18 protein-coding genes and 2 rRNA genes are annotated in these 23,106 nt (G+C 68.5%); all 20 read left to right on the plus strand.

What is annotated here, in order from left to right; translation table 11 throughout:
- Positions 1–364: 364 nt before the first annotated feature.
- The 20 genes from AC2DFQ_RS01390 to AC2DFQ_RS01485 all read left to right on the plus strand — a co-directional run bounded on the left by AC2DFQ_RS01390 (position 365) and on the right by AC2DFQ_RS01485 (position 23,096).
- A 23S ribosomal RNA gene (locus tag AC2DFQ_RS01390) occupies positions 365–3,470 on the plus strand.
- Between the two features lie 106 nt (positions 3,471–3,576).
- Positions 3,577–3,693, plus strand: a 5S ribosomal RNA gene (rrf, locus tag AC2DFQ_RS01395).
- Positions 3,694–4,272: 579 nt separating this feature from the next.
- Entirely contained in the window at positions 4,273–5,010 is a 738-nt protein-coding gene (locus AC2DFQ_RS01400) for a hypothetical protein (protein ID WP_484532717.1), read from the plus strand.
- Positions 5,007–6,047 (plus strand): HAD-IIA family hydrolase, encoded by a 1,041-nt coding sequence (locus AC2DFQ_RS01405; protein WP_484532718.1) that lies wholly within the window; start codon positions 5,007–5,009, stop codon positions 6,045–6,047. Before AC2DFQ_RS01400 ends, AC2DFQ_RS01405 begins: the two co-directional genes overlap by 4 nt.
- A gap of 17 nt (positions 6,048–6,064) precedes the next feature.
- Entirely contained in the window at positions 6,065–6,235 is a 171-nt protein-coding gene (locus AC2DFQ_RS01410; RefSeq protein WP_484532719.1) for a hypothetical protein, read from the plus strand.
- Positions 6,232–7,032: a TlyA family RNA methyltransferase gene (locus AC2DFQ_RS01415; RefSeq protein ID WP_484532720.1), complete on the plus strand. Its 801-nt coding sequence runs from the start codon at positions 6,232–6,234 to the stop codon at positions 7,030–7,032. Before AC2DFQ_RS01410 ends, AC2DFQ_RS01415 begins: the two co-directional genes overlap by 4 nt.
- Positions 7,029–7,949 (plus strand): NAD kinase, encoded by a 921-nt coding sequence (locus AC2DFQ_RS01420; protein WP_484532721.1) that lies wholly within the window; start codon positions 7,029–7,031, stop codon positions 7,947–7,949. Before AC2DFQ_RS01415 ends, AC2DFQ_RS01420 begins: the two co-directional genes overlap by 4 nt.
- Complete coding sequence (gene recN, locus AC2DFQ_RS01425) at positions 7,946–9,637, plus strand: DNA repair protein RecN (protein ID WP_484533120.1); 1,692 nt, start codon at positions 7,946–7,948, stop codon at positions 9,635–9,637. The genes AC2DFQ_RS01420 and recN overlap by 4 nt, the downstream gene beginning before the upstream one ends.
- Before the next feature lie 38 nt (positions 9,638–9,675).
- Positions 9,676–12,474, plus strand: coding sequence for a hypothetical protein (locus AC2DFQ_RS01430; protein WP_484532722.1), 2,799 nt, complete (start codon positions 9,676–9,678; stop codon positions 12,472–12,474).
- A 94-nt stretch (positions 12,475–12,568) separates the two neighbouring features.
- A complete protein-coding gene (gene pyrG, locus AC2DFQ_RS01435) occupies positions 12,569–14,257 on the plus strand; it encodes a CTP synthase (RefSeq protein WP_484509617.1) in 1,689 nt (562 codons plus the stop codon).
- Positions 14,254–14,853: an NUDIX domain-containing protein gene (locus tag AC2DFQ_RS01440; RefSeq protein WP_484532723.1), complete on the plus strand. Its 600-nt coding sequence runs from the start codon at positions 14,254–14,256 to the stop codon at positions 14,851–14,853. Before pyrG ends, AC2DFQ_RS01440 begins: the two co-directional genes overlap by 4 nt.
- A gap of 1 nt (position 14,854) precedes the next feature.
- The gene (gene xerD / locus AC2DFQ_RS01445) at positions 14,855–15,778 is read left to right on the plus strand and encodes a site-specific tyrosine recombinase XerD (RefSeq protein ID WP_484532724.1); all 924 of its coding nucleotides are present in this window, start codon (positions 14,855–14,857) and stop codon (positions 15,776–15,778) included.
- A 92-nt stretch (positions 15,779–15,870) separates the two neighbouring features.
- A complete protein-coding gene (locus AC2DFQ_RS01450; protein WP_484509614.1) occupies positions 15,871–16,785 on the plus strand; it encodes a ParA family protein in 915 nt (304 codons plus the stop codon).
- Between the two features lie 40 nt (positions 16,786–16,825).
- The gene (locus AC2DFQ_RS01455) at positions 16,826–17,641 is read left to right on the plus strand and encodes a segregation and condensation protein A (RefSeq protein ID WP_484533121.1); all 816 of its coding nucleotides are present in this window, start codon (positions 16,826–16,828) and stop codon (positions 17,639–17,641) included.
- A complete protein-coding gene (scpB, locus tag AC2DFQ_RS01460) occupies positions 17,631–18,221 on the plus strand; it encodes an SMC-Scp complex subunit ScpB (RefSeq protein WP_484532725.1) in 591 nt (196 codons plus the stop codon). The genes AC2DFQ_RS01455 and scpB overlap by 11 nt, the downstream gene beginning before the upstream one ends.
- Positions 18,218–18,985: a pseudouridine synthase gene (locus AC2DFQ_RS01465; protein WP_484509611.1), complete on the plus strand. Its 768-nt coding sequence runs from the start codon at positions 18,218–18,220 to the stop codon at positions 18,983–18,985. Before scpB ends, AC2DFQ_RS01465 begins: the two co-directional genes overlap by 4 nt.
- Positions 18,982–20,112 (plus strand): prephenate dehydrogenase, encoded by a 1,131-nt coding sequence (locus AC2DFQ_RS01470; protein ID WP_484532726.1) that lies wholly within the window; start codon positions 18,982–18,984, stop codon positions 20,110–20,112. The genes AC2DFQ_RS01465 and AC2DFQ_RS01470 overlap by 4 nt, the downstream gene beginning before the upstream one ends.
- Positions 20,105–20,788, plus strand: a complete 684-nt coding sequence (gene cmk, locus AC2DFQ_RS01475; RefSeq protein WP_484532727.1) for a (d)CMP kinase — start codon at positions 20,105–20,107, stop codon at positions 20,786–20,788. Before AC2DFQ_RS01470 ends, cmk begins: the two co-directional genes overlap by 8 nt.
- Entirely contained in the window at positions 20,778–22,301 is a 1,524-nt protein-coding gene (gene der / locus AC2DFQ_RS01480; protein ID WP_484509608.1) for a ribosome biogenesis GTPase Der, read from the plus strand. Before cmk ends, der begins: the two co-directional genes overlap by 11 nt.
- Before the next feature lie 111 nt (positions 22,302–22,412).
- On the plus strand, positions 22,413–23,096 hold the full coding sequence (locus AC2DFQ_RS01485; RefSeq protein ID WP_484532728.1) for an SDR family NAD(P)-dependent oxidoreductase: 684 nt from the start codon (positions 22,413–22,415) through the stop codon (positions 23,094–23,096).
- The last annotated feature ends 10 nt before the right edge of the window (positions 23,097–23,106 follow it).

Below are 23,106 nucleotides of genomic sequence, written 5' to 3' on the forward strand. Positions count from 1 at the left end.
CGAGACGAATGTTCTCGCTGGTAGCTCAAGGGTGGAACATTTGACGAGGTGCCGATCGGGTCTCCCGGTTCTCAGTACGCTGCTTGCAGCTGGAAATGAACTTGGTGAACTGGCCGGCACAAGCACGCTGTTGGGTCCTGAGGGACCGGATGCGGTTTCGACCGCAGCTGAACCTCTGGGCCTTTTTCGTTGTCGCAGTGCGACACACGAGAAGGGCACCGCCCGTACTTTGAGAACTACACAGTGGACGCGAGCATCTTTGAGCTGATCTTTTAGATCAGCTCATATAGATGATCTTAAAGATCATTAATCAATTTCGAGTCGGACTTTTAGTCCGAACCGATTCTTGATAAAACTCATGTGATTTCAAGTCTTTAAGAGCAAACGGTGAATGCCTTGGCATCTGGAGCCGAAGAAGGACGTAGCAATCTGCGATAAGCCTCGGGGAGTGGATAAGCACACTTTGATCCGAGGGTCTCCGAATGGGGAAACCCCGCTGGGCGGCGTGCCGACCCAGTGACTCCCGCCTGAATATATAGGGCGGGTAGAGGGAACGTGGGGAAGTGAAACATCTCAGTACCCACAGGAAGAGAAAGCAACCGCGATTCCGTTAGTAGTGGCGAGCGAAACCGGAACAGGCTAAACCGAGTACGTGTGATATCCGGCAGGAGTTGCGTATTCGGGGTTGTGGGACTTTTCAGGCTGTTCTGCCGAACAGCCGGCGTTACAAGCAGGTATAGACGAACGGCATTGAAAGGCCGGTCATAGAGGGTGCAAACCCCGTAGTCGAAATGCCTTCCTTGGCGCGAGAAGTATCCCAAGTAGCACGGGGCCCGAGAAATCCCGTGTGAATCCGTCAGGACCACCTGATAAGCCTAAATACTCCCAGATGACCGATAGCGGACAAGTACCGTGAGGGAAAGGTGAAAAGTACCCCGGGAGGGGAGTGAAATAGTACCTGAAACCGTTTGCTTACAAACCGTTGGAGCAGCCATAGCAGCTGTGACAGCGTGCCTTTTGAAGAATGAGCCTGCGAGTTAGCGATACGTGGCGAGGTTAACCCGAGTGGGGTAGCCGTAGCGAAAGCGAGTCTGAATAGGGCGATTCAGTCGCGTGTCCTAGACCCGAAGCGAAGTGATCTATCCATGGCCAGGTTGAAGCGACGGTAAGACGTCGTGGAGGACCGAACCCACTTAGGTTGAAAACTGAGGGGATGAGCTGTGGATAGGGGTGAAAGGCCAATCAAACTTCGTGATAGCTGGTTCTCTCCGAAATGCATTTAGGTGCAGCGTTGCGTGTTTCTTGCCGGAGGTAGAGCTACTGGATGGCCGATGGGGCCCAAAAGCTTACTGACGTCAGCCAAACTCCGAATGCCGGTAAGTGAGAGCGCAGCAGTGAGACTGTGGGGGATAAGCTTCATAGTCGAGAGGGAAACAACCCAGACCACCAACTAAGGTCCCTAAGCGCGTGCTAAGTGGGAAAGGATGTGGAGTTGCCTTGACAACCAGGAGGTTGGCTTAGAAGCAGCCACCCTTGAAAGAGTGCGTAATAGCTCACTGGTCAAGTGATTCCGCGCCGACAATGTAACGGGGCTCAAGCACGCCACCGAAGTTGTGGCATTGACATTATTGGTAGGCCTTCGTGGTCCAGCCGTGTTGATGGGTAGGAGAGCGTCGTGTGGCCAGCGAAGCGGCGGTGTGAACCAGCCGTGGAGGCTACACGAGTGAGAATGCAGGCATGAGTAGCGAAAGACATGTGAGAAACATGTCCTCCGAAAGACCAAGGGTTCCAGGGTCAAGCTAATCTTCCCTGGGTAAGTCGGGACCTAAGGCGAGGCCGACAGGCGTAGTCGATGGACAACGGGTTGATATTCCCGTACCGGCGAAGAACCGCCCAAGCTAATCCAGTGGTGCTAAGAGTCCTAACCAGGAATGGACGGATCCCTTCGGGGTGAAGCCGTCTTGGCGAACGCTCGACCCCATGCTGGTGCGGTTAGCGTATTAACAGGTGTGACGCAGGAAGGTAGCCCAGCCAGGCGATGGTAGTCCTGGTGCAAGTGCGTAGGCCGAGTGATAGGCAAATCCGTCACTCATTAAGGCTGAGACACGATGCGGATGAAAAGTGGGTGATCCTATGCTGCCAAGAAAAGCATCGACGCGAGGTTCTAGCTGCCCGTACCCCAAACCGACTCAGGTGGTCAGGTAGAGAATACCAAGGAGATCGAGAGAATCGTGGTTAAGGAACTCGGCAAAATGCCCCCGTAACTTCGGGAGAAGGGGGGCCTTCGGCGTATTAGGACTTGCTCCGAAAGCGTTTGGAGGCCGCAGAGACTAGTGGGTAGCGACTGTTTACTAAAAACACAGGTCCGTGCCAAGTCGCAAGACGATGTATACGGACTGACGCCTGCCCGGTGCTGGAAGGTTAAGAGGACCGGTTAGCCGCAAGGCGAAGCTGAGAATTTAAGCCCCAGTAAACGGCGGTGGTAACTATAACCATCCTAAGGTAGCGAAATTCCTTGTCGGGTAAGTTCCGACCTGCACGAATGGCGTAACGACTTCCCAACTGTCTCAACCGCGAACTCGGCGAAATTGCATTACGAGTAAAGATGCTCGTTACGCGCAGCAGGACGGAAAGACCCCGTGACCTTTACTACAGCTTGGTATTGGTGTTCGGTGTGGCTTGTGTAGGATAGGTGGGAGACTTTGAAGCATGGACGCCAGTTCATGTGGAGTCATCGTTGAAATACCACTCTGGTCACTCTGGATATCTAACTTAGAACCGTAATCCGGTTCAGGGACAGTGCCTGGTGGGTAGTTTAACTGGGGCGGTTGCCTCCCAAAAAGTAACGGAGGCGCCCAAAGGTTCCCTCAACCTGGTTGGCAATCAGGTGTCGAGTGTAAGTGCACAAGGGAGCTTGACTGTGAGACTGACAGGTCGAGCAGGGACGAAAGTCGGGACTAGTGATCCGGCAGTGGCTTGTGGAAGCGCTGTCGCTCAACGGATAAAAGGTACCTCGGGGATAACAGGCTGATCTTGCCCAAGAGTCCATATCGACGGCATGGTTTGGCACCTCGATGTCGGCTCGTCGCATCCTGGGGCTGGAGTAGGTCCCAAGGGTTGGGCTGTTCGCCCATTAAAGCGGTACGCGAGCTGGGTTTAGAACGTCGTGAGACAGTTCGGTCCCTATCCGCTGCGCGCGTAGGAAGTTTGAGAGGATCTGACCCTAGTACGAGAGGACCGGGTTGGACGAACCTCTGGTGTGTCAGTTGTTCCGCCAGGAGCACCGCTGATTAGCTACGTTCGGGATGGATAACCGCTGAAAGCATCTAAGCGGGAAGCCGGCCTCAAGATGAGACTTCCATGCCTTCGGGCGAGAGGCTCCCAGCCAGACTACTGGGTTGATAGGCCGGATGTGGAAGCGCGGTAACGCGTGAAGCTGACCGGTACTAATAAGCCGATGACTTGATAACACACCGTTTTTGGTGCTTGCGTCCACTGAGTGGTTCCCGATGTACGGTCGGGAAAAACAACACAATAATGATTTACGTTTGTGTACGACTGAAACATCAATAGTGTTTCGGCGGCCATAGCGTGAGGGAAACGCCCGGTTACATTCCGAACCCGGAAGCTAAGCCTCACAGCGCCGATGGTACTGCAGGGGGGACCCTGTGGGAGAGTAGGACACCGCCGGACTTCTTTCGAGAAATGGCCACCCAACGTTGGGTGGCCATTTCGCGTTTTACGGGCACTTTTATCCCAAGGGAGATCACCGTGGCAACGGACGACCGCGACGACCGCGAACCGCGCACGGCGCGCTCCGGCGGTGGGGACCGCGACCGCCGCGACGAGCGTCCTCCTCGGGCCTCCTCGGACGCGCCGCGGCGCGACGGCGGTGGGGCGCGACGCCCGAACGGCGATGCTCCGCGACGCCCGAACGGCGATGCTCCGCGCCGCCCGTCGGGCGATCGGCCGCAGCGGCCGGCCGGTGATGGCGAACGTCGTCCCCGCAGCGACGGCGAACGTCGACCGTGGGGTGACGGGCCTCGCCGTCCGGCGGGGGGCGGGGAGCGTCGGCCGTGGGGTGACGGCCCCCGTTCCGCAGGATCCGGCCAGCGCCCGGCGGCCGACGGCGCGCGTCGCGCGGATCGACGACCCTCCGGAGAGCGTCCGAGCGGTCGCGACGACGCGTCGGGCCGGGGCGCGGCCCCGCGAGGCGGAGCCGATCACCGTTCGCCGCGTCCGATTCCGACCAGTGACGACCGTCGTGCCCGCGTGGCCGAGCCGCTCATTCCCGACGAGGTCACGCCGTACGACCTGGCGTCGCCGGCCCGCAACGAGCTGAAGACGCTGAGCAAGGAGAACGCGGAGAACGTCGCCCGCCATCTCGCGATGGCAGCCCGCTTGATCGACGAGGACCCGGCGCTGGCGCATGAGCACGCGCTGGCAGCGACCCGCCGCGCAGGGCGTGTCGGGGTGGTCCGCGAGACGGCCGCCATCACTGCGTACGCGATCGGGGACTTCGCGCTGGCCCTGCGGGAGCTGCGGACGTACCGCCGGATCTCCGGACGCGACGACCAGTTGCCGCTCATCGTCGACAGCGAGCGCGGCGTCGGGCGTCCCGATCGCGCTCTCGAGGTGGGCCGTTCGGTGGAACGCTCCACCCTGCCGGTCGGGGTGCGGGTCGAACTCGCGATCGCCATGTCGGGCGCGCGGCTCGACCTGGGGCAGCCGGAGGAGGCGTTGCGGGAACTCGATATCCCCGAACTCGACCCCGATCGCGCCTTCGAGTGGAGCCCCGGTCTGTTCGCCGCCCGCGCGGCGGTGCTGGAGGAGCTCGGCCGCGACGACGAGGCGGAACAGTGGTATCGCCGCGCCGAGGTAGCCGAAGACGCGCTCGATGCCGCGACAGGGGCGGCCGACCGCGAGGTGCTCGTCGTGGAGGAGGTCGACGAGGAGGATGATGACGCCCCGGCGACGCGGCGCGTCGAAGGCCCGGGGTCCCCGGAGTGATCCGTCGCCGTCCGGCACCTTCCGGCCCTGCGCCGCTGGACGGGGTCGACGTCGTTCTCGCCGACCTCGACGGCGTCGTATACGCCGGTCCCGGTGCGATCCCGCACGCCGTCGATAGCCTCAACCGTGCCGAGCGGGAGGGGCGCCGGCTCGGGTTCATCACCAACAACGCCTCCCGCACCGATGCATCAGTCGCCGCGCATCTGACCGAGCTCGGTCTCACCGTGAGGGCGGACGCGGTCGTCACCAGCCCGCAGGCGGCGATGCGGCTGCTCCGTGATCGCGTCGCCCCGCCCGCCACGATCCTCGTCGTCGGCGGGGAAGGACTGGTCGTCGAGGTGGAGAAGGCGGGCTACACCGTGACGCGGAGCGCCGAGGATGCCCCGGCCGCCGTGGTGCAGGGGTTCGCGCCCGAGGTCGGCTGGGCACAGCTTGCCGAGGCCGCCTACGCCCTGCAGCGGCCGGAGGAGGAGGGCGGCATCCCGTGGATCGCCACGAACACCGACTGGACGATCCCGCAGGCACGGGGAATCGCGCCGGGGAACGGGACACTCGTCTCGGCCGTGCACACGGCTGTCGGGCGGTTGGCGACCGTCGCCGGAAAGCCGGAGACGCCCATCTTCACCGAAGCGGTGGCCCGCTTCGGTGCCGCCTCACCCCTGTTCATCGGTGATCGCCTCGACACCGACATCCAGGGCGCCTCGCGGGCCGGGATCGCCTCCGCGCTCGTGCTCACCGGGATCGACCGTCCCAAGCACGTGCTCGCGGCCCCGCCGGACGCGCGACCGGACGTGATCCTCGGTGATCTGCGCGAGCTCTTCGAGCCGTACCCGCAGACTCTCGTCGACGGGGCCCGCACGACCGTGGGCCGGTCCACCGTCGAGATCGACGGCGCCGACCTCCGCATCGTGGCGGAAGGCGATCGCCCGGTCGACCTACTCCGCGCCGGGGCGTCGGCCATCTGGTCATCGGGACGTGCCATCTACGGGTTCCGCGTGCCCGAACGCCTGTATGCCGACCCCTTCTGGCGGGTGTAGGTCGTTACGATAGCGGCATGCCCGACCGCGACGACCCCTCCGACGACGGCCACGAGTTGATCAGCCGCCTCCGGGTGATCGAATCGCAGCCGCTCGCCAATCGCGCGGGCGCCTACGCATCCCTGCACGACGAGCTCGCCCGGCGGCTCGAGTCGGGGCCGACCGCGGACGGCGGATCGCGCGGATGACGCAGCGCCTCGACGCGGCCGTTGCTGCGCGAGGACTCGCGCGCTCGCGTACCCAGGCCGCGCAGCTCATCAGCGCGGGGTCCGTCAGCGTCGATGGGCGTCCCGTGGTCAAGCCCTCCACCCCGGTCGATGAGGACGTGCTCATCGAAGTCGCCGCCGCGGACTCCTACGTCAGCCGTGCCGCGCACAAGCTGCTGGCGGGCCTCGACGCGTTCGGCATCGATGTCCGCGGGCGTCTGGCGCTGGACCTCGGAGCGTCCACGGGAGGGTTCACCCAGGTTCTGCGCGAGCGCGGAGCCGCTCCGGTCCTGGCCGTGGACGTCGGCCACGGGCAGCTCGCGCCCCAGGTGGCGGCGGATTCTGGGGTGATCGCCGTCGAGGGCTACAACGTCCGGTACATGGATGCGGCGAGTCTGGCCGAGGCCACCGGGATCGCCGCCGCGCCCACGGTGGTCACCGGCGACCTGTCCTTCATCTCCCTCACCCACGTCCTCCCCGCGGTGGTCGCGGTGGCGGCGCCCGATGCCGATGTCGTGCTCCTGGTCAAACCCCAGTTCGAAGTGGGCCGCACCGCCGTCAAAGGCGGCCTCGTGAGCGATCCTGCGCTGCGGGCGGACGCGGTGAGTACCGTGCTGTGGTCGGCGTGGGACGTGGGTCTTCGCACGGTGGGGATCATCCAGTCGCCGGTGCCCGGCACGCACGGCAATCGCGAGTTCGTGGTGCATCTGGCGACCGGTCGGGGAAGCGATCCGTCAGAATGGGGGAGCACCCTGAACGAAGTGGTCGGTACCCCATGAATTCGAGCGAACGCAGCATCCTGGTCGTCGTGCACTCCCGCCGGGAAGACACGGTGGATGCAGCGCGCCGCGTCCTGTCGGAGCTGCGGTCGGCGGGCGCCCGGCCCGTGCTCTCCGCAGACGACCGGGCGGAGCTCGACGATCTGCTGGACTTCACCGGCGTGGGCACGCTCGCCGTGGACGTGCCCCTGGAAGACGTCGAGCTCGCCATCGTCCTGGGCGGCGACGGCACGATCCTGCGGGCCGCCGAACTGGTCCGCGGCGGCACGGCGCCCATCCTGGGCATCAACCTCGGTCACGTCGGCTTCCTGGCGGAGATCGAACGCGACGACATGGACGATGCGGTGCGACGCGTGATCGCCAAGGATTATCGCGTCGAGGAGCGCCTCGCGCTCGCGGTGCGGGTGAAGGACGCGGCCAACAACGTCATCTACGAGACGTGGGCGCTGAACGAAGCGACCGTGGAGAAGGCCAGCCGCGAACGCATGCTCGAGGTCGTGATGGAGGTCGACGGGAGGCCGCTGTCGTCGTTCGGATGTGACGGGGTCGTCGTCGCGTCACCCACCGGGTCGACCGCGTACAACTTCTCCGCCGGTGGCCCCGTGATCTGGCCGAACGTCGAGGCGATCGCGGTGGTGCCCCTCTCGGCGCACGCCCTGTTCGCGCGTCCGCTGGTCGTGGATCCCGACGCGTCCGTGGCCATCGAGGTGCTCGAGCGGACCAGTGGCGTCGGCATCCTCTGGTGCGACGGCCGGCGCTCGCACGATCTGCCCCCCGGCGCCCGCGTGGTGGTCCGCCGCTCCAGTCGACCGGTACGCCTGGCGCGGCTGCATCCCGCCGTGTTCACCGACCGGCTCGTCCGCAAGTTCCGCCTTCCTGTGGAGGGGTGGCGCGGCCCCGACGGGGCGCCGGCGTGATCGAGCAGATGCGCCTGCGCGATCTGGGCGTGATCGCCGACGCGACACTGCCCATCGGTGCCGGTTTCACCGCGATCACGGGGGAGACCGGAGCCGGGAAGACCATGGTCGTCACCGGGCTGGGACTGCTGCTGGGCCAGCGGGCCGACTCCGGTGCGGTGCGCTCGGGTGCCGGCCAGGCCTGGGTGGAAGGCGTCTGGGTCGTGCCCGAGCACGGCTCGGTGGCCGATCGCGTCCGGGAGGCCGGCGGCGACATCGAACCCATCGGCGACGGCCGCGCCGAGCTGTACCTCGGACGTACCGTCTCCAGCGAGGGCCGCGGGCGGGCGACCGTGGGAGGACGCACCGCCCCCGCGGGGGTGCTCGCCGACCTCGCCGACGATCTCGTCGTCGTCCACGGTCAATCCGACCAGCTGCGACTGCGCTCATCGGCCGCGCAACGGGATGCGCTCGATCGTTTCGGCGGCGCCCCGCTCGCAGGCGCGCTGGCCGCGTACCGGGACGCGTACGAGAGCTGGCGCGCGCTCGACGCGGAGCTGACGACGATCGAGAACGACCGGGATGTGCGTGCGCGTGAGGCGGACGACCTGCGCGCGCGCATCGCCGAGATCGAGGCCGCCGCGCCTGTCGCGGGGGAGGACGTGCAATTGGCAGCGCGCGCCGAACGCCTCGGGAACGCCGAGGAGCTCCGGCTCGCAGCCGTCACCGCGCACGAGGCGCTCTCCTCCGAGAGCGACGCGCCCGACGTGACCGCACTGCTCGCCGACGCGCGGCGGGCGCTCGAGCGCGGCGGGGATACGGCGCTGACCGAGCTGGCCGATCAGGTGGCCGAACTCGGCTACCGGGTCACCGACATCGCCGCGGCGCTGTCGGGCTACCTCGCCGATCTCGACGAGACCGGCCCGCACGAGCTCGCCGCCGTCGAGGAGCGCCGGGCAGTGCTCGCCGGGCTCGCCCGCACCCATGGCAGCCTGGACGCGGCCCTCGACCTGCTCGAGACGGGTTCGGCCCGTCTCGCGGAGCTGGATGACGACTCCGACCGCATCGCGCGTCTCTCCGCCGAGCGGTCGGAAGCGGCCGGGCGCCTCGACCGGGCAGCGGAAGCGCTGAGCGCGGCTCGCGTCGAAGCGGCAGGACGGCTGGCAACAGCGGTGACGGAGGAGCTCCACGCCCTCGCGCTGCCGGATGCGACGCTCACCGTCGCCGTCGCGCCCGGGGCCGCTTCCGCATCCGGACGTGACGACGTCACCATCCTGCTCGCCCCGCACCCCGGCGCGGAGCCTCGACCGGTGGCGCGGGGCGCTTCGGGTGGGGAACTCAGCCGGGTCATGCTCGCCATCGAGGTGGTGCTCGCCGGGGTGGATCCCGTGCCCACGTTCGTCTTCGACGAAGTGGATGCGGGAATCGGCGGGGCGGCGGCGATCGAAGTCGGCCGACGCCTGGCCCGTCTGGCGGAGACATCGCAGGTGATCGCCGTGACGCATCTCGCGCAGGTCGCCGCTTTCGCCGGCAACCACCTCTCCGTGGTGAAAGGCACCGACGGGTCCGTCACCGCCTCCAGCGTCCGGCGCCTGGACGGCGCCGAGCGCGAGGCCGAGATGGCACGGCTGCTGTCGGGGATGCCCGACTCCGACGCCGCGATCACGCACGCGCGTGAGCTGCTGGCCGCCGGCCGCGTGACCCGGTGACCCCGGAGGCGTCCGACCCGACGGGTAGTGACGGGCCGGTGGCCGCGGACGGACCGGCCCCCGACGGTGCCGTCCACATCCAGACGCGGCGCCCCACACCGCTCTACCGGGCGCTGTCCCGTTCTCTGGTCTGGCTGGAGGCGCGGACACGGGCGCGGGGACCACTCGGGCTCCGCCTCGCAAACCTCGGGGTGTGGTTGCTGATCGCCGGTTCTGGGCTGATCCTGTTGCTCGGCCCGGTGGTCAACGAGCCCCGCGACCTCGACGACATCACAGCGGCCGCATCGGAGGCCACCGACCGGTGGATCGCGCGATCGTTCGACGCGACCTTCGAGGTGGAGCGCACCGACGAGGGACGGATGCTGCTGCACGTGGAGGAGCGGATCGACGCGGTCTTCCCGGACGGGGTAGTCGAGACCGGGATCAGCCGCACGATCGCGTCGCACTACGGCGGGCACGACCTGCACCCCGAGGTCACCGGGGCGCAGATCGACGGGACGCCTGCCGAGGTGACCGTCGACCCCGACGCCACGACGACCACGCTGCGCTGGGAGAGCGGCGCGGTCCTCCGTGGCGCGCACGAGTTCGTCGTGCGTTACACCCTCTCCGACGTCGCCTACCGCGCCCTCGACCGATCCACCGATCGGATGCAGGACCTGCTGGAGTGGGACCTGTTCGGTCCGGCCTCGCCACAGGGGGTGGCCGGCACGTCCGCCACCCTGGTCATTCCGCGCGAGCTCGACGATGCGCTCGAGCGTCCCCCGCGGGCCGCCGTCGCGTGGACCCTGCTGTCGGACGCCACCAGTCTCACGCCCGACACCGAGACCGCCGACACCGTGACCTACGTCGTGGAGAACGACCAGTCGCTGCCCCCGTACGCGCAGTTCTGGTTCACGGCCCGCTTCGCCGAGGGCACCTTCGCGATGCCCGACCCGCCGCCGCTGTACTGGGTGCTCATGGTCGGCCCCTTCGTGCCGCTCCTCCTCCTCGCCGTCGGGATGCTGTTCGTGCTCGCAGCCAGAGCGACGGTGTGGAACGACGACGCGGGCCGGGCCTGGTACGTCGCCCAATACGAACCGGACCCCGCCGTGCCGGCCCCCGTCGCCTCCCGGGTGATGCGTCAGGTCCTCACCGCGCCTCTCGTGCAGGCGCTGCATGAGAGGCGCCGCGACCGCGGGCCATGGGCCGGCGTCGGGCCGGTCGCATGGCGCACCGGCCGGCCGGGCGACATCGTTCCGGCGTGGCGCACCTACCTCACCGCCCCGGCGTGGGGGGAACAGTTCCGTTCCGGGCTGAGGCGCGTGCCCCGCGGCATCGTCCGCGACGTGTTCGTCGGTGCGGCCCTCGGGCTCCTGCTGCTCCAGCTGGGTCTCGTGCGCCAGCTGTCGCACCAGATCCCCCTGTCCGTCTACTGGTGGCCCCTCCTGATCGTGACGGCGAGCTTCCTCCTCGCCGCCGTCGTCCTGGCCGTGGCACTGTCGGCCCGCCCCCTCACTCGTGCCGGTGCACTCGCGAAGGAGCACCTGCTGGGTCTGCGGCTCTACCTGGAGCAGACGCAGTCGGCCGAGCGGATGACCCTGCGCGATGAGCTCCTCACGTACGCGGTGATGTTCTCCCCGCCTCGGGGCGCCGGTGCGCTGGTGACGCGACTGCTCTCCGACCACGGCTCTCCGCACTCCCGCATGCCGGCCGGGTTCCTCTCCTTGCCGCGGCTGATCGTTCGTGCCGTCGCCGTTGTGAGCGTGGCCGCGGTCCTCCTGCTGGCATACCTCGTGCCTTCACCGTCCGAGCGCGAGAGGGCCGAGGATCTCGCATACTCGGGTGATCTGCCCGGTGGGCGCGGCTGGGTCGTGAGCGAGTTCACCGCCGATGCCGAGGTGGAGCGGACCGCCGCCGGCAAGGCCCGCGTCTCGGTGACCGAGACGCTCGCGGTGTTCATCGATGACGACCGCGATCTCCTGCCCCAGGTGATGCGGCAGTGGCGCGACGTGGTGTCCGGCCACGACATGGCATTGGAGGTCTCGGCGGTCGTTGTGGACGGCGAACCCGTGCCGTTCCAGGTGCGCCGCGAGCAGGGGATGGCCTTTCTGCAGACGGCCCTGACACGCCATTGGGGTGGCGAGCATGTCGTGACGATCGACTACATCCTCGCGAATGCGGCTGTGCCCGTGCAGCGGGGCGGCCAGTGGTCCGAGGAGGTGTTGTGGACCGCGCTGAACGAGGGGTGGGAGTGGGCGTGGTCGTGGCAGCCGGAGCACACGCTGGAAAGGGTCTCGCTGTCTGTGCGCATCCCCGCGGCGCTGGCCGGGGAAGCGTCCGATGCCAGCGGATGGCTGGCCGGACGCAGCGGCGGCGAGGCCGTCGTGCGTGCACTGGAGCGGGGCGGAGCGGGAGGCGATGTCGGTGACGGCTGGCAGATGGCGGTGGAGTCCGACGGCTACTGGCCCACGGAGGCCAACGAGGACATCGGGGTCCACCTGGTGTTCCCTCCCGGGACCTTCGTCGATGTGGACCGCCGTTCCTGGTGGGTGGCGGAGACCGCGCGCGTCGCCCCGACGGTGATCGCCCTCGCGTTGTCGGCCCTGGCCGCGGGCACGGCGCTGTTCGGCCTCATCCTGCGGGGCGGGGGCGTGGAGCGCGTGAAGCGCCCCGGCCTGCTCCGAGACGTCGTGCGGTGGCTTCCGCCCTGGTTCGCCGCCGCGGCGGTCGTCATCTCCGTATGGCGCACAGCCGATGCGGTGGGGGAGGACCCCCTTCTGATCCTGCTCGGCATCCCCGCGGGCATCGCCGTCGTGCTGGCCGGCTGGAATGCGTTCGTCACTCGGCGGAGACCATGAGAACGCCCGGATGCTGGCAGACTGCAGGGAACCAGTTCCGCACGCGCCGCGGCGGAGTCTTACCGGTAGCCGGCTGATAGGATCGAAGCCCGTGATGCAGACTTCAGACGCGGGACATCCGAACGACACCACCAAGCACATTTTCGTGACGGGCGGTGTCGTTTCGTCTCTCGGGAAGGGCCTGACGGCGGCCAGCCTCGGCAACCTTCTCACCGCTCGCGGCCTGCGTGTCGTGATGCAGAAACTCGATCCGTATCTGAACGTCGATCCGGGCACGATGAACCCGTTCCAGCACGGCGAGGTCTTCGTCACCGACGACGGTGCGGAGACCGACCTCGATATCGGACACTACGAGCGCTTCCTCGACATCAACCTGAGCCAGGCCGCGAACGTGACCACGGGTCAGATCTACTCGCAGGTGATCGCGCGCGAGCGACGGGGCGAGTACCTCGGCGACACCGTGCAGGTGATCCCGCACATCACCGACGAGATCAAACGGCGGATGCGGCTGCAGGCCACCGAGGAGCCACGGCCCGACGTCATCATCACCGAGATCGGCGGCACGGTGGGCGACATCGAGTCCCAGCCCTTCATCGAATCCGCCCGCCAGATCCGCCATGAGCTCGGCCGGAACAATGTGTTCTTCGTGCACGTGTCGCTCGTGCCGTTCATGGGAGCCTCGGGCGAGCAGAAGACCAAGCCCACGCAGCACTCCGTCGCGACGCTGCGCTCCATCGGAATCCAGCCCGACGCCCTCGTGCTGCGCAGCGACCGCCCGGTCACCGAGTCGAACAAGCGAAAGATCGCCCTCATGTGCGACGTCGACGAGGCCGCGGTCGTCAACGCGGTGGACGTGCCGAGCATCTACGACATCCCGACGATGCTCCACGAGCAGGGACTCGACGACTACATCGTCCAGTCTCTGGGGATCGGCAAGGCCGACGAGGTGGACTGGTCGCGCTGGGAGCGCGTGCTGCAGGCCGTGCACAATCCCAAGCACGAGGTGACCATCGGACTCGTCGGCAAGTACATCGACCTCCCCGATGCGTATCTGTCGGTCACCGAGGCGCTCAAGGCCGGTGGATTCGGCGAGGAGACCCATGTGAACATCACGTGGATCCCCTCCGACCTGTGTGAGACGCCGGATGGCGCGGCCAAGGCGCTCGGCGCCCTGGACGGCATCGTCATCCCGGGCGGTTTCGGGATCCGGGGGATCGAGGGCAAGCTCGGCGCGCTGCGCTTCGCCCGGGAGCAGGGCATCCCGACCCTGGGCATCTGCCTCGGCCTGCAGTGCATCGTCATCGAGTACGCGCGTAACGTCGCCGGCATCGAGGACGCCTCGTCCAGCGAATTCGACCCCGACACCGCCAACCCGATCGTGGCGACGATGGCCGAGCAGATCGACATCCTCGACCGGGGCGATCTGGGCGGCACGATGCGACTGGGCCTCTATCCCGCGGACCTGCTCGCCGGGTCGATCGCCGAGGAGGTCTACGGGACGCCCCGGGTGTCCGAGCGCCACCGCCACCGCTACGAGGTCAACAACGCCTACCGGGATCAGCTCGCCGAAGCCGGCTTGGTCTTCTCCGGAGTGAACCCCGAGCTGGGCCTGGTGGAGTACGTCGAACTCCCGCGCGAGGTGCACCCGTACTACATCGCCACGCAGGCGCACCCCGAGCTGCGTTCCCGCCCGACGGAGCCGCATCCGCTGTTCCGCGGGCTCATCGGTGCGGCGCTGGAGCGCCACCGTGCCAGCGAACTGTTCGATGTGGAGCAGGCATGACCGCCGGCGACGAGGCGCTGCGCGACGAGCCCCTCGCGCCCGAGGTCGTCTCGAGCGAGGTCGTCTACCGCGGGGCCGTGTGGAACGTGCGATCGGACACCGTGCGCTACGGCGACGGCGAGATCGTCCGCCAGTACGTCGAGCACCCCGGCGCGTCGGCGATCGTGGCGATCGACGACGACGAGAACGTGGTGCTGATCCAGCAGTACCGCCATCCGCTGCGCCTCCGCGACTGGGAGATCCCCGCGGGGCTGCTCGATGTCGCCGGTGAGCCGCCGCTGGAGACCGCGAAGCGCGAACTCGCCGAAGAGGTCGATCTCGTCGCCTCCCGGTGGCAGCCCCTCGCGTCTCTGCGCACGAGCCCCGGCGGCAACGACGAGACGGTGCACCTGTTCCTGGCGCGGGGACTGTCGGATGCTCCGCAGGCGTTCGCCCGCGCGGATGAGGAAGCCGACATGCGCGTGGCGCGTATTCCGCTGGCCGACGCGGTCACCGGGGTGCTGGAGGGGCGCCTGACCAACGGCATCCTCGCCACGGGCGTGCTCGCCGCCGCCGAGGTCTTGCGCCGCGAGGCGGGCGACCCGACGGGACGGTGACGTGCGCCTGTCGCGCGCGGTCGACGCGTACCTGCGGCACATCTCGCTCGAGCGCGGCCTGTCCGAGCACACCGTGGCCGCCTACCGCCGCGACCTCGCCGGCTACCTGGAGTGGCTCGGCGAGCACGGCGCGGACGACTCGGATGCGGTGAATCCGGGGCTGGTGGCCCGCTTCGCGGCGGAGCGGGCTTCCGCTCAGCCGCCGCCGGCAGCATCCAGCATCGCGCGGCTGCAGTCCTCGGTGCGCGGGCTGCACCGCTTCCTCGCCCGTGAAGGGATCGCGGCGGAGGACCCGTCGGGCCGGCTGCGCCCACCGAAGGCGGCACAGCGCCTCCCGAAGGCGCTCACCATCGACCAGGTCACGCGGCTTCTGAACGCGTCGGGCCCCGAGCCGCAGGAGGCCGCCGCCGCCGACATCGCCGGCATCCGCGACCGGGCTCTCCTCGAACTGCTGTACGCCACCGGCGCACGCGTGTCGGAGATCGTGCAGCTGGATGTCGACGACCTCGCGCACGGCGATGTGCTGCGCGTGCGGGGCAAGGGCTCGAAGGAGCGCATCGTGCCGGTCGGCTCGTACGCCCGCGCCGCGGTCGACGCCTACCTGACCCGCGTGCGGCCCGAGCTCTCCCGTCGCGGGACGGCGTCTCCGCGGCTGTTCCTCGGGGTGCGCGGCGCACCGCTGTCACGCCAGAGTGCGTGGCTCATCCTCCAGAGCGCCGCCGAGCGCGCGGGGCTGTCGGCGCACGTGTCCCCGCATACCCTCCGCCACTCGTTCGCGACGCATCTGCTGCAGGGCGGCGCGGACGTGCGGGTGGTTCAGGAGCTGCTCGGACATGCCTCGGTGGCCACCACCCAGATCTACACGCACGTGAGCGTCGACGCGCTGCGCGACGTGTACGCCACGTCGCACCCCCGCGCCCGCTGACGCGGCGTCACCGCGGTCGAGCGCCGGGATCATGCGGATGCGGCGCGCGTCCAGGGGACAGGGCCATCGGCCGGTTAGAATCGGGGGAGATTATGGCAAGGTCAGGAGAGTCTGTGGCGGGCAGCGCGACCAAGGGCAAGGCGAAGGCCGCAGCGGCCCGGGACGAGGTCATCCTCGGCCCGACGGGTCGTCCCTACCACGGCTTCCCGACGCCCCCGAAGCTGGACGGACATGGGCCGGCGCGCATCATCGCGCTGTGCAACCAGAAGGGCGGCGTGGGCAAGACCACGACGACCATCAACCTCGCCGCAGCCCTCGCCGGCTACGGCCGCAAGGTCCTCGCGATCGACTTCGACCCGCAGGGTGCGCTGTCGGCAGGTCTGGGCATCCAGACGCACGAGATCCCGACCATCTACGACCTGCTGCTGGACACCAAGCGCGACCCGCACGACACGATCGTGCACACCTCGGTCGAGGGCCTGGACGTCATCCCCGCCAACATCGATCTGTCCGCCGCCGAGGTGCACCTCGTCAACGAGGTGGCCCGGGAGACCATCCTCGCCCGGGTGCTGCGCCATGTCGCCCCCGAGTACGACGTGATCCTCATCGACTGCCAGCCGTCGCTCGGGCTCCTCACCGTCAACGCCCTCACGGCAAGCCACGGCGTGGTCATCCCGCTGGAATGCGAGTTCTTCGCGCTCCGCGGCGTCGCGCTCCTCGTGGAGACCATCGACAAGGTGCGCGACCGGCTGAACCCCGCGATCATGCTCGACGGCGTGCTCGCCACCATGTACGACCCGCGGACGCTGCATTCGCGCGAGGTTCTCGAGCGCGTCGTCGAGGCGTTCGGCGACGACGTTCTGGAAACGGTCATCGGCCGTACCGTGAAGTTCCCCGACGCGTCGGTCTCGGGTGTGCCGATCACCGAATTCGCGCCCGAGCACGCGGCCGCACAGGCGTACCTGCGCCTGGCGCGGGAGCTGGTCGCCCGTGGCGCCGTCGCCTGACGAGGCTCCGCCGACCGACGAGGGGACGGAAGGGCGGTCCCTGAGCGATGTCGAAGGGCGGTCCCTGAGCGATGTCGAAGGGTTCCGCGTCTCGCTGCCGGTGTTCGACGGCCCGTTCGACCTGCTCCTCTCCCTCATCTCGCAGCGCGAGCTCGACATCACCGAGGTGGCGCTCAGCGCCGTCACCGACGAGTTCATCGGCTACCTGCGGGCACTGGGACCTGACGCGCAGCTGGACGAAGCCTCGGAGTTCCTCGTCGTGGCCGCCACGCTCCTGGACATGAAGGTCGCCGGGCTCCTGCCGCAGGGCGAGCTCGTGGACGCCGAATCCGTCGCCCTGCTCGAAGCCCGCGACCTGCTGTTCGCGCGGCTGCTGCAGTACCGCGCCTTCAAGGAGGTCTCGGCATGGTTCGCCCACCGCCTCCAGGCGGAAGACCGCCGGCACGTGCGCGCCGTGCGACTGGATGAGAAGTACCGCAACGCCGCCCCCGACCTGGTCTGGACGCTCAGCCCCGACGACTTCGCCGCGCTGGCCCTGCTCGCCTTCGCGCCCAAGGAGATCCCGCGTGTGGGCCTTGACCATCTGCATGCCCCGCTGGTGAGCATCCGGGAACAGGCCGCGGTCGTCGTCACCCTCCTCCGCAGCGCCGGCGTCCTGTCGTTTCGCGACCTCATCGCCGGGGTGACGCAGACCGGAGTGGTCGTGGCGCGCTTCCTCTCCGTGCTCGAGCTGTATCGCCACGCGGCGCTGACGTTCGAGCAGCTCGAACCGCTCGGGGAACTCACCCTCCGCTGGACCGCCGAACGGTGGTCGGAGGAGAACCTCGCGACCCTGGGAGCCGACTATGACCGATGACACGTCGACAGGCACGGGGGCGGCAACCGACGTCGCCCGGCGGCTGGAGGCCATTCTGCTGATCGTCGAAGAGCCGCAGAGCCTCGTGAGTCTCGCCGCCGCCGTGGGCGCGCCGGTCGCGGCCGTGCGCCAGGCGGTGGAGTCCCTGGTCGATGATTACGACGGGAACGCCTCCGGCCCGCGTCGCGGCTTCGAGTTGCGGGAGGTCGGCGGGGGGTGGCGGATGTACGTCCGCGCCGAGTTCGATGACCTCGTGTCGGAGTTCGTCAACACGCAGGCCCCCTCGCGCCTGTCCCAGGCGGCGCTGGAGACTCTCGCGGTGATCGCGTACAAGCAGCCCGTCACGCGGGGACAGGTCGCATCGATCCGCGCCGTCAACGTCGACTCCGTCGTGCGCACGCTCTTGGCCCGCGGCCTCATCACGGAGGTGTTCACCGACCCGGAAACGGGGGCGATCCACTACGGCACGACCGAGGCGCTTCTGGGCAACCTCGGCATCAACTCGCTCGACGAGCTGCCGCACATCTCGCCGCTCCTGGATGACGGGTCCGAGGGTTTCGACCTGGAGGGGGTGCGATGAGCGAGCCGCGCGACACCGAGGGCGTTCGACTGCAGAAGGCGCTGGCCAACGCCGGCGTCGCATCCCGCCGCGTCTCCGAACAGCTCATCGTCGAGGGCCGGGTGCGCGTCAACGGCACGGTCGTCACCGAGCTCGGCAGCCGCGTCGACCCCGACGTCGACCTCATCGACGTCGACGGTGTCGCCGTGCAGCTGGACACCGACAAGCGCTACGTCATGCTCAACAAGCCGACCGGTGTGGTGAGCACCATGAAGGACGAGCACGGCCGCCCCGACCTCCGCCGGTTCACCGAGGAATGGAGCGAACGTCTGTACAACGTCGGCCGCCTCGACGCCGACACCAGCGGCCTGCTCGTCCTCACGAACGACGGCGACCTCGCCCACGTGCTCGCGCACCCCTCGTTCGGGGTCACGAAGGTGTACATCGCCAAGGTGGACGGGCGCGTCACCGCGCAGACCATCGCACGGTTGACCCGCGGTATCGAGCTGGAAGACGGCCCCATCGCTGCGGACAAGGCCCGGCTTCTGGACGCGTCCGGCGAGTCGAGTCTCGTCGAACTGACGCTGCACTCCGGGCGCAACCGGATCGTGCGCCGCATGATGGCCGAGGTGGGGCATCCCGTCGTCGAACTGGTGCGCCGCCAGTTCGGCCCGCTGCACCTGGGAAGCCTCCCGGTCGGGCGGGCGCGCGAGTTGACTAAGGTGGAACGTGGTGCGCTGCTGACCCTCTCGCGTCGCGAGGGCGCACCAGACGAAACCCCGTGAGCGATTCAGAGACTTCTTCCGCGCGCGCGGCCGCCCCGCTGGCCCCGCGTGTTCGAGGGACGGTGCGGATCGTCGGAGCAGGACTCCTGGGTGCGAGCATCGGGCACGCCCTCGCCGCACGCGGTGTCGATGTCGCGCTCGACGACGCGTCTCCCGCGCAGCTGCGCCTGGCCGTAGATTACGGCGCCGGCCGGCCCGCGCACCCCGACGACGCGCCGGCGCTGATCGTCGTGGCCGTGCCGCCGGACGTGACCGCCGACGTCATCGCCCGTGAGCTCGCCGACCACCCGGGGGCCGTGGTCACCGATGTCGCCAGTGTCAAGCTGCAGCCCCTGCACGAGCTGCGCGCGCGCGGTGTCGACCTCACCCACTACATCGGGTCGCACCCGCTGGCCGGACGCGAACGCGGCGGCGCGATCTCCGCCCGTGCCGATCTGTTCGTCGGCCGGCCGTGGGTCGTCTGCCGCGACGGCGAGACGCCGCCCGAAGACCTCGCGCTGGTGGAGGGCCTGGCACTGGAACTCGGCGCGGTACCGGTGGAGATGTCGCCGGACGAGCACGATCGCTCGGTCGCGCTCGTCTCCCACGTCCCGCAGCTGGTGGCGAGCCTTCTTGCCGGTCGCTTCGTCGATGCTCCCGATGCTGCGCTGGGACTGGCCGGTCAGGGGGTGCGCGACACCACGCGCATCGCCGCATCCGCCCCCGAGCTGTGGGTTCAGATCCTCGGCGCCAACGCCGCTCCCGTCGTCGATGTCCTCGACGCGCTCGCCGGAGACCTCACGGCCGTCGCCGATGCGCTGCGGGCACCGGATGCCCCGGGGGCGCGCCGCGCGGTGGCCGACCTCATCCGCCGCGGCAACGAGGGAGTCGAGCGTCTTCCCGGCAAGCACGGCCAGAACCGCCGCTTCGAGTCCTTCGTCGTGATGGTCGACGACACCCCCGGGCAGCTCGGCCGTCTCTTCGGCGAACTGGGGGAGCTGGCCGTCAACGTCGAAGACCTTCGCCTCGAACACTCCCCGGGTGCGCAGTTCGGCCTGGCCGAGATCAGTGTCGTCCCCGACGCGGTGCGCCGCGCCACCGATGGCCTGACCGCCCGCGGTTGGCGGATTGCGAGCACCCATGACTGACCCCACGATCATCGCCATCGACGGCCCCGCGGGCAGCGGGAAATCGAGCGTCTCGAAAGAAGCCGCCCGCCGACTCGGCTTCGGCTACCTCGACACGGGCGCGGCCTACCGCGCCCTGGCATGGCATGCGCTGGACCACGGCGCCGACACGTCGGATGCCTCCGCCGTCCTCGACGTGTTCGGCGACTTCGACTTCGCCATCTCGCTCGCCCCCGACGACTACTGGGTGCGCGTGGGCGATCGCGATGTCACCAACGCCATCCGTGAGCCGCGCGTGACCGACGCCGTGAGCGGCGTTGCGCGCATCCCCGCCGTGCGGCACGCCGTGAACGCGCTCTTCCGGCGACTCATCGCCGAGTCGGGCCGTCCCGGCGTCGTGGTCGAGGGACGCGACATCACCACCGTCGTCGCCCCGGACGCACCCGTGCGACTGCTGCTGACGGCGGCCCCCGAGATCCGCGCCGCGCGCCGCAGCGCCGAACTGACCACCCAGGACGCCGCCTCCGTCGCGGCGGCATTGCATCGCCGCGACGCCACCGACTCCGCTGTCGTCGACTTCCTCACCGCCGCCCCCGGCGTGGAGGTCGTCGATTCGAGCGACCTGGATTTCGCACAAACCGTCGACGCCGTTCTCACGGCGATCGAACGCACGAGGGGAGCCCTCGATGGGCGCTGAAGACGAATACGACGCCGGTCCCGACCAGCTCGCCGAGAAGATGGACGAGCTCGATGAGACGCTCGCCGAGCAGCGGGCTGCGGCTCTTCGGGCCAGCCTCGATGATTTCGAGCTGGATGACGAGGACGCCGCGCTCCTGGCGGGGCTCGCCGAGGGCGGTGACGGGATCGAATTCCTGCCCGCGCTGCCGGTGGTGGCGATCGTCGGACGCCCCAACGTGGGCAAGTCGGCCCTGGTGAACCGCATCCTCGGTCGCCGAGAGGCGGTCGTGGAGGACACCCCGGGCGTGACGCGTGACCGGGTGACCTACCGGGCCGAATGGATGGACCGCCGCTTCTCGCTGGTGGACACCGGAGGGTGGGAACCCGACGCGCGCGGCATCGACCGCTCCGTCGCACTGCAGGCCGAAGTGGCCATCGACCTCGCCGACGTCGTGCTGTTCGTCGTGGATGCGCGCGTGGGCGCCACCTCCACCGACGAGCACGTCGTCAAACTCCTACGTCGCAGCGGCAAGCCGGTGTTCCTCGTGGCGAACAAGATCGACGACGCACGCCAGGAGCCCGAGGCCGCAGCGCTGTGGAACCTCGGCCTCGGTGAGCCGTACCCGGTCTCGGCGATCCACGGGCGCGGAGTGGCGGATCTGCTCGATGCGCTCATGAAGGTGCTGCCGGAGGTCTCCGCCATCGCCAAGCACGAGATCGGCGGACCGCGCCGGGTGGCGATCCTCGGTCGTCCGAACGTCGGCAAATCGTCGCTGCTGAACAAGGCGGCAGGCCAGGAGCGCGTCGTCGTCAACGAGCTCGCCGGAACCACCCGCGACCCCGTGGACGAGGTCGTCGAGCTCGGCGGACGGCTGTGGCGCTTCGTCGACACCGCCGGCATCCGCCGGCGCGTGCACCTGCAGCAGGGGGCCGACTTCTACGCGTCGCTGCGCACCGCGACCGCGCTGGAGAAGGCCGAAGTCGCCGTCGTCGTGCTGGACATCTCGCAGCCCCTCAGCGAGCAGGACGTGCGCATCATCGACCTCGTCCTCGAATCGGGGCGCGCCCTGGTGCTCGCGTTCAACAAGTGGGATCTGCTCAACACGCCGGAGCTCGAGAACCAGGACCGGCGCCGGTACCTCGAGCGCGAGATCGAACAGGATCTGGCCCACGTCGCCTGGGCGCCGCGGGTGAACATCTCCGCCCGCACCGGCCGGCACCTCGACCGGCTCGTCCCCGCCCTGGACACGGCCCTGAACTCGTGGGACCAGCGCATCCCCACCGGGAAGTTCAACGCGTTCCTCTCCGAACTCGTCGCCGAGCACCCGCACCCCCTGCGCGGCGGCAAGCAGCCCCGCATCCTCTTCGGCACGCAGGCCTCCACCCGTCCGCCCACGTTCGTCCTGTTCACGACCGGGTTCCTCGACCCGGGCTACCGCCGGTTCATCCAGCGGCGCCTGCGGGAGATCTACGGCTTCGAGGGCACGCCGATCGTCCTGAACATGCGGATCCGCGAGCGTCGCCAGCGCTGACCGGAACGGGGGTCCCGTCAGACCCCCGTGTCGAGAGGGCTCTGACTCGCCGGCGGCGCGTCGCTTAGCGTCTCAACGGGCGGTTCGATCGAACCGCCCGGGAGGACAGAGATGACCGTCATATTGATCACCGGCGCCAACCGAGGCATCGGATTCGAGACCGCCAAGCAGCTGCGTGAGATGGGCCACACCGTCTACATCGGCGCGCGCGACGCGGATCGCGGGGCGCAGGCCGCTGCGAGCGTCGGCGCGAAGTACGTGCACCTCGATGTGACCGACGACGAGTCCGTGGACGCCGCGATGGCGGCCATCGAGGCAGCCGAAGGACGCCTGGATGTTCTCGTGCACAACGCCGGTGTTCAGGATCTGGAGCGTCACAGCGTTGCCGCGCAGCGCTCGTTCGACACGAACGCGGTGGGGATCGTCCGGGTCACCGAGGCGGCACTGCCGCTCCTGGAGCGCTCGTCGAACCCGAACGTCGTCGCCCTCTCGAGCAGCCTCGGCTCCTTCTGGGCCGTGAACAACCCCGACCGGGTGGAGTCGGGCTTCGCGATCGTGCTGTACTCGGCGTCGAAGGCGGCGGCGACGATGCTCATGGTGCAGTACGCCAAGGCCCACCCCGGCATCAAGTTCAATGCGATCGAGCCGGGCACGACGGCCACGGACATGACCGCGGCGTTCGGAGTCGGGCGGCCGGTCGAGGAGACGGCGCGGTTCATCGTCCAGTGGGCCACCCTCGGCGAGGACGGCCCGACCGGAACGTTCCACGACGAAGCCGGCGTCCTGCGCTGGTGAACGAGGGGGT

It is taken from the genome of Microbacterium sp. Z11_20 (assembly GCF_057197605.1).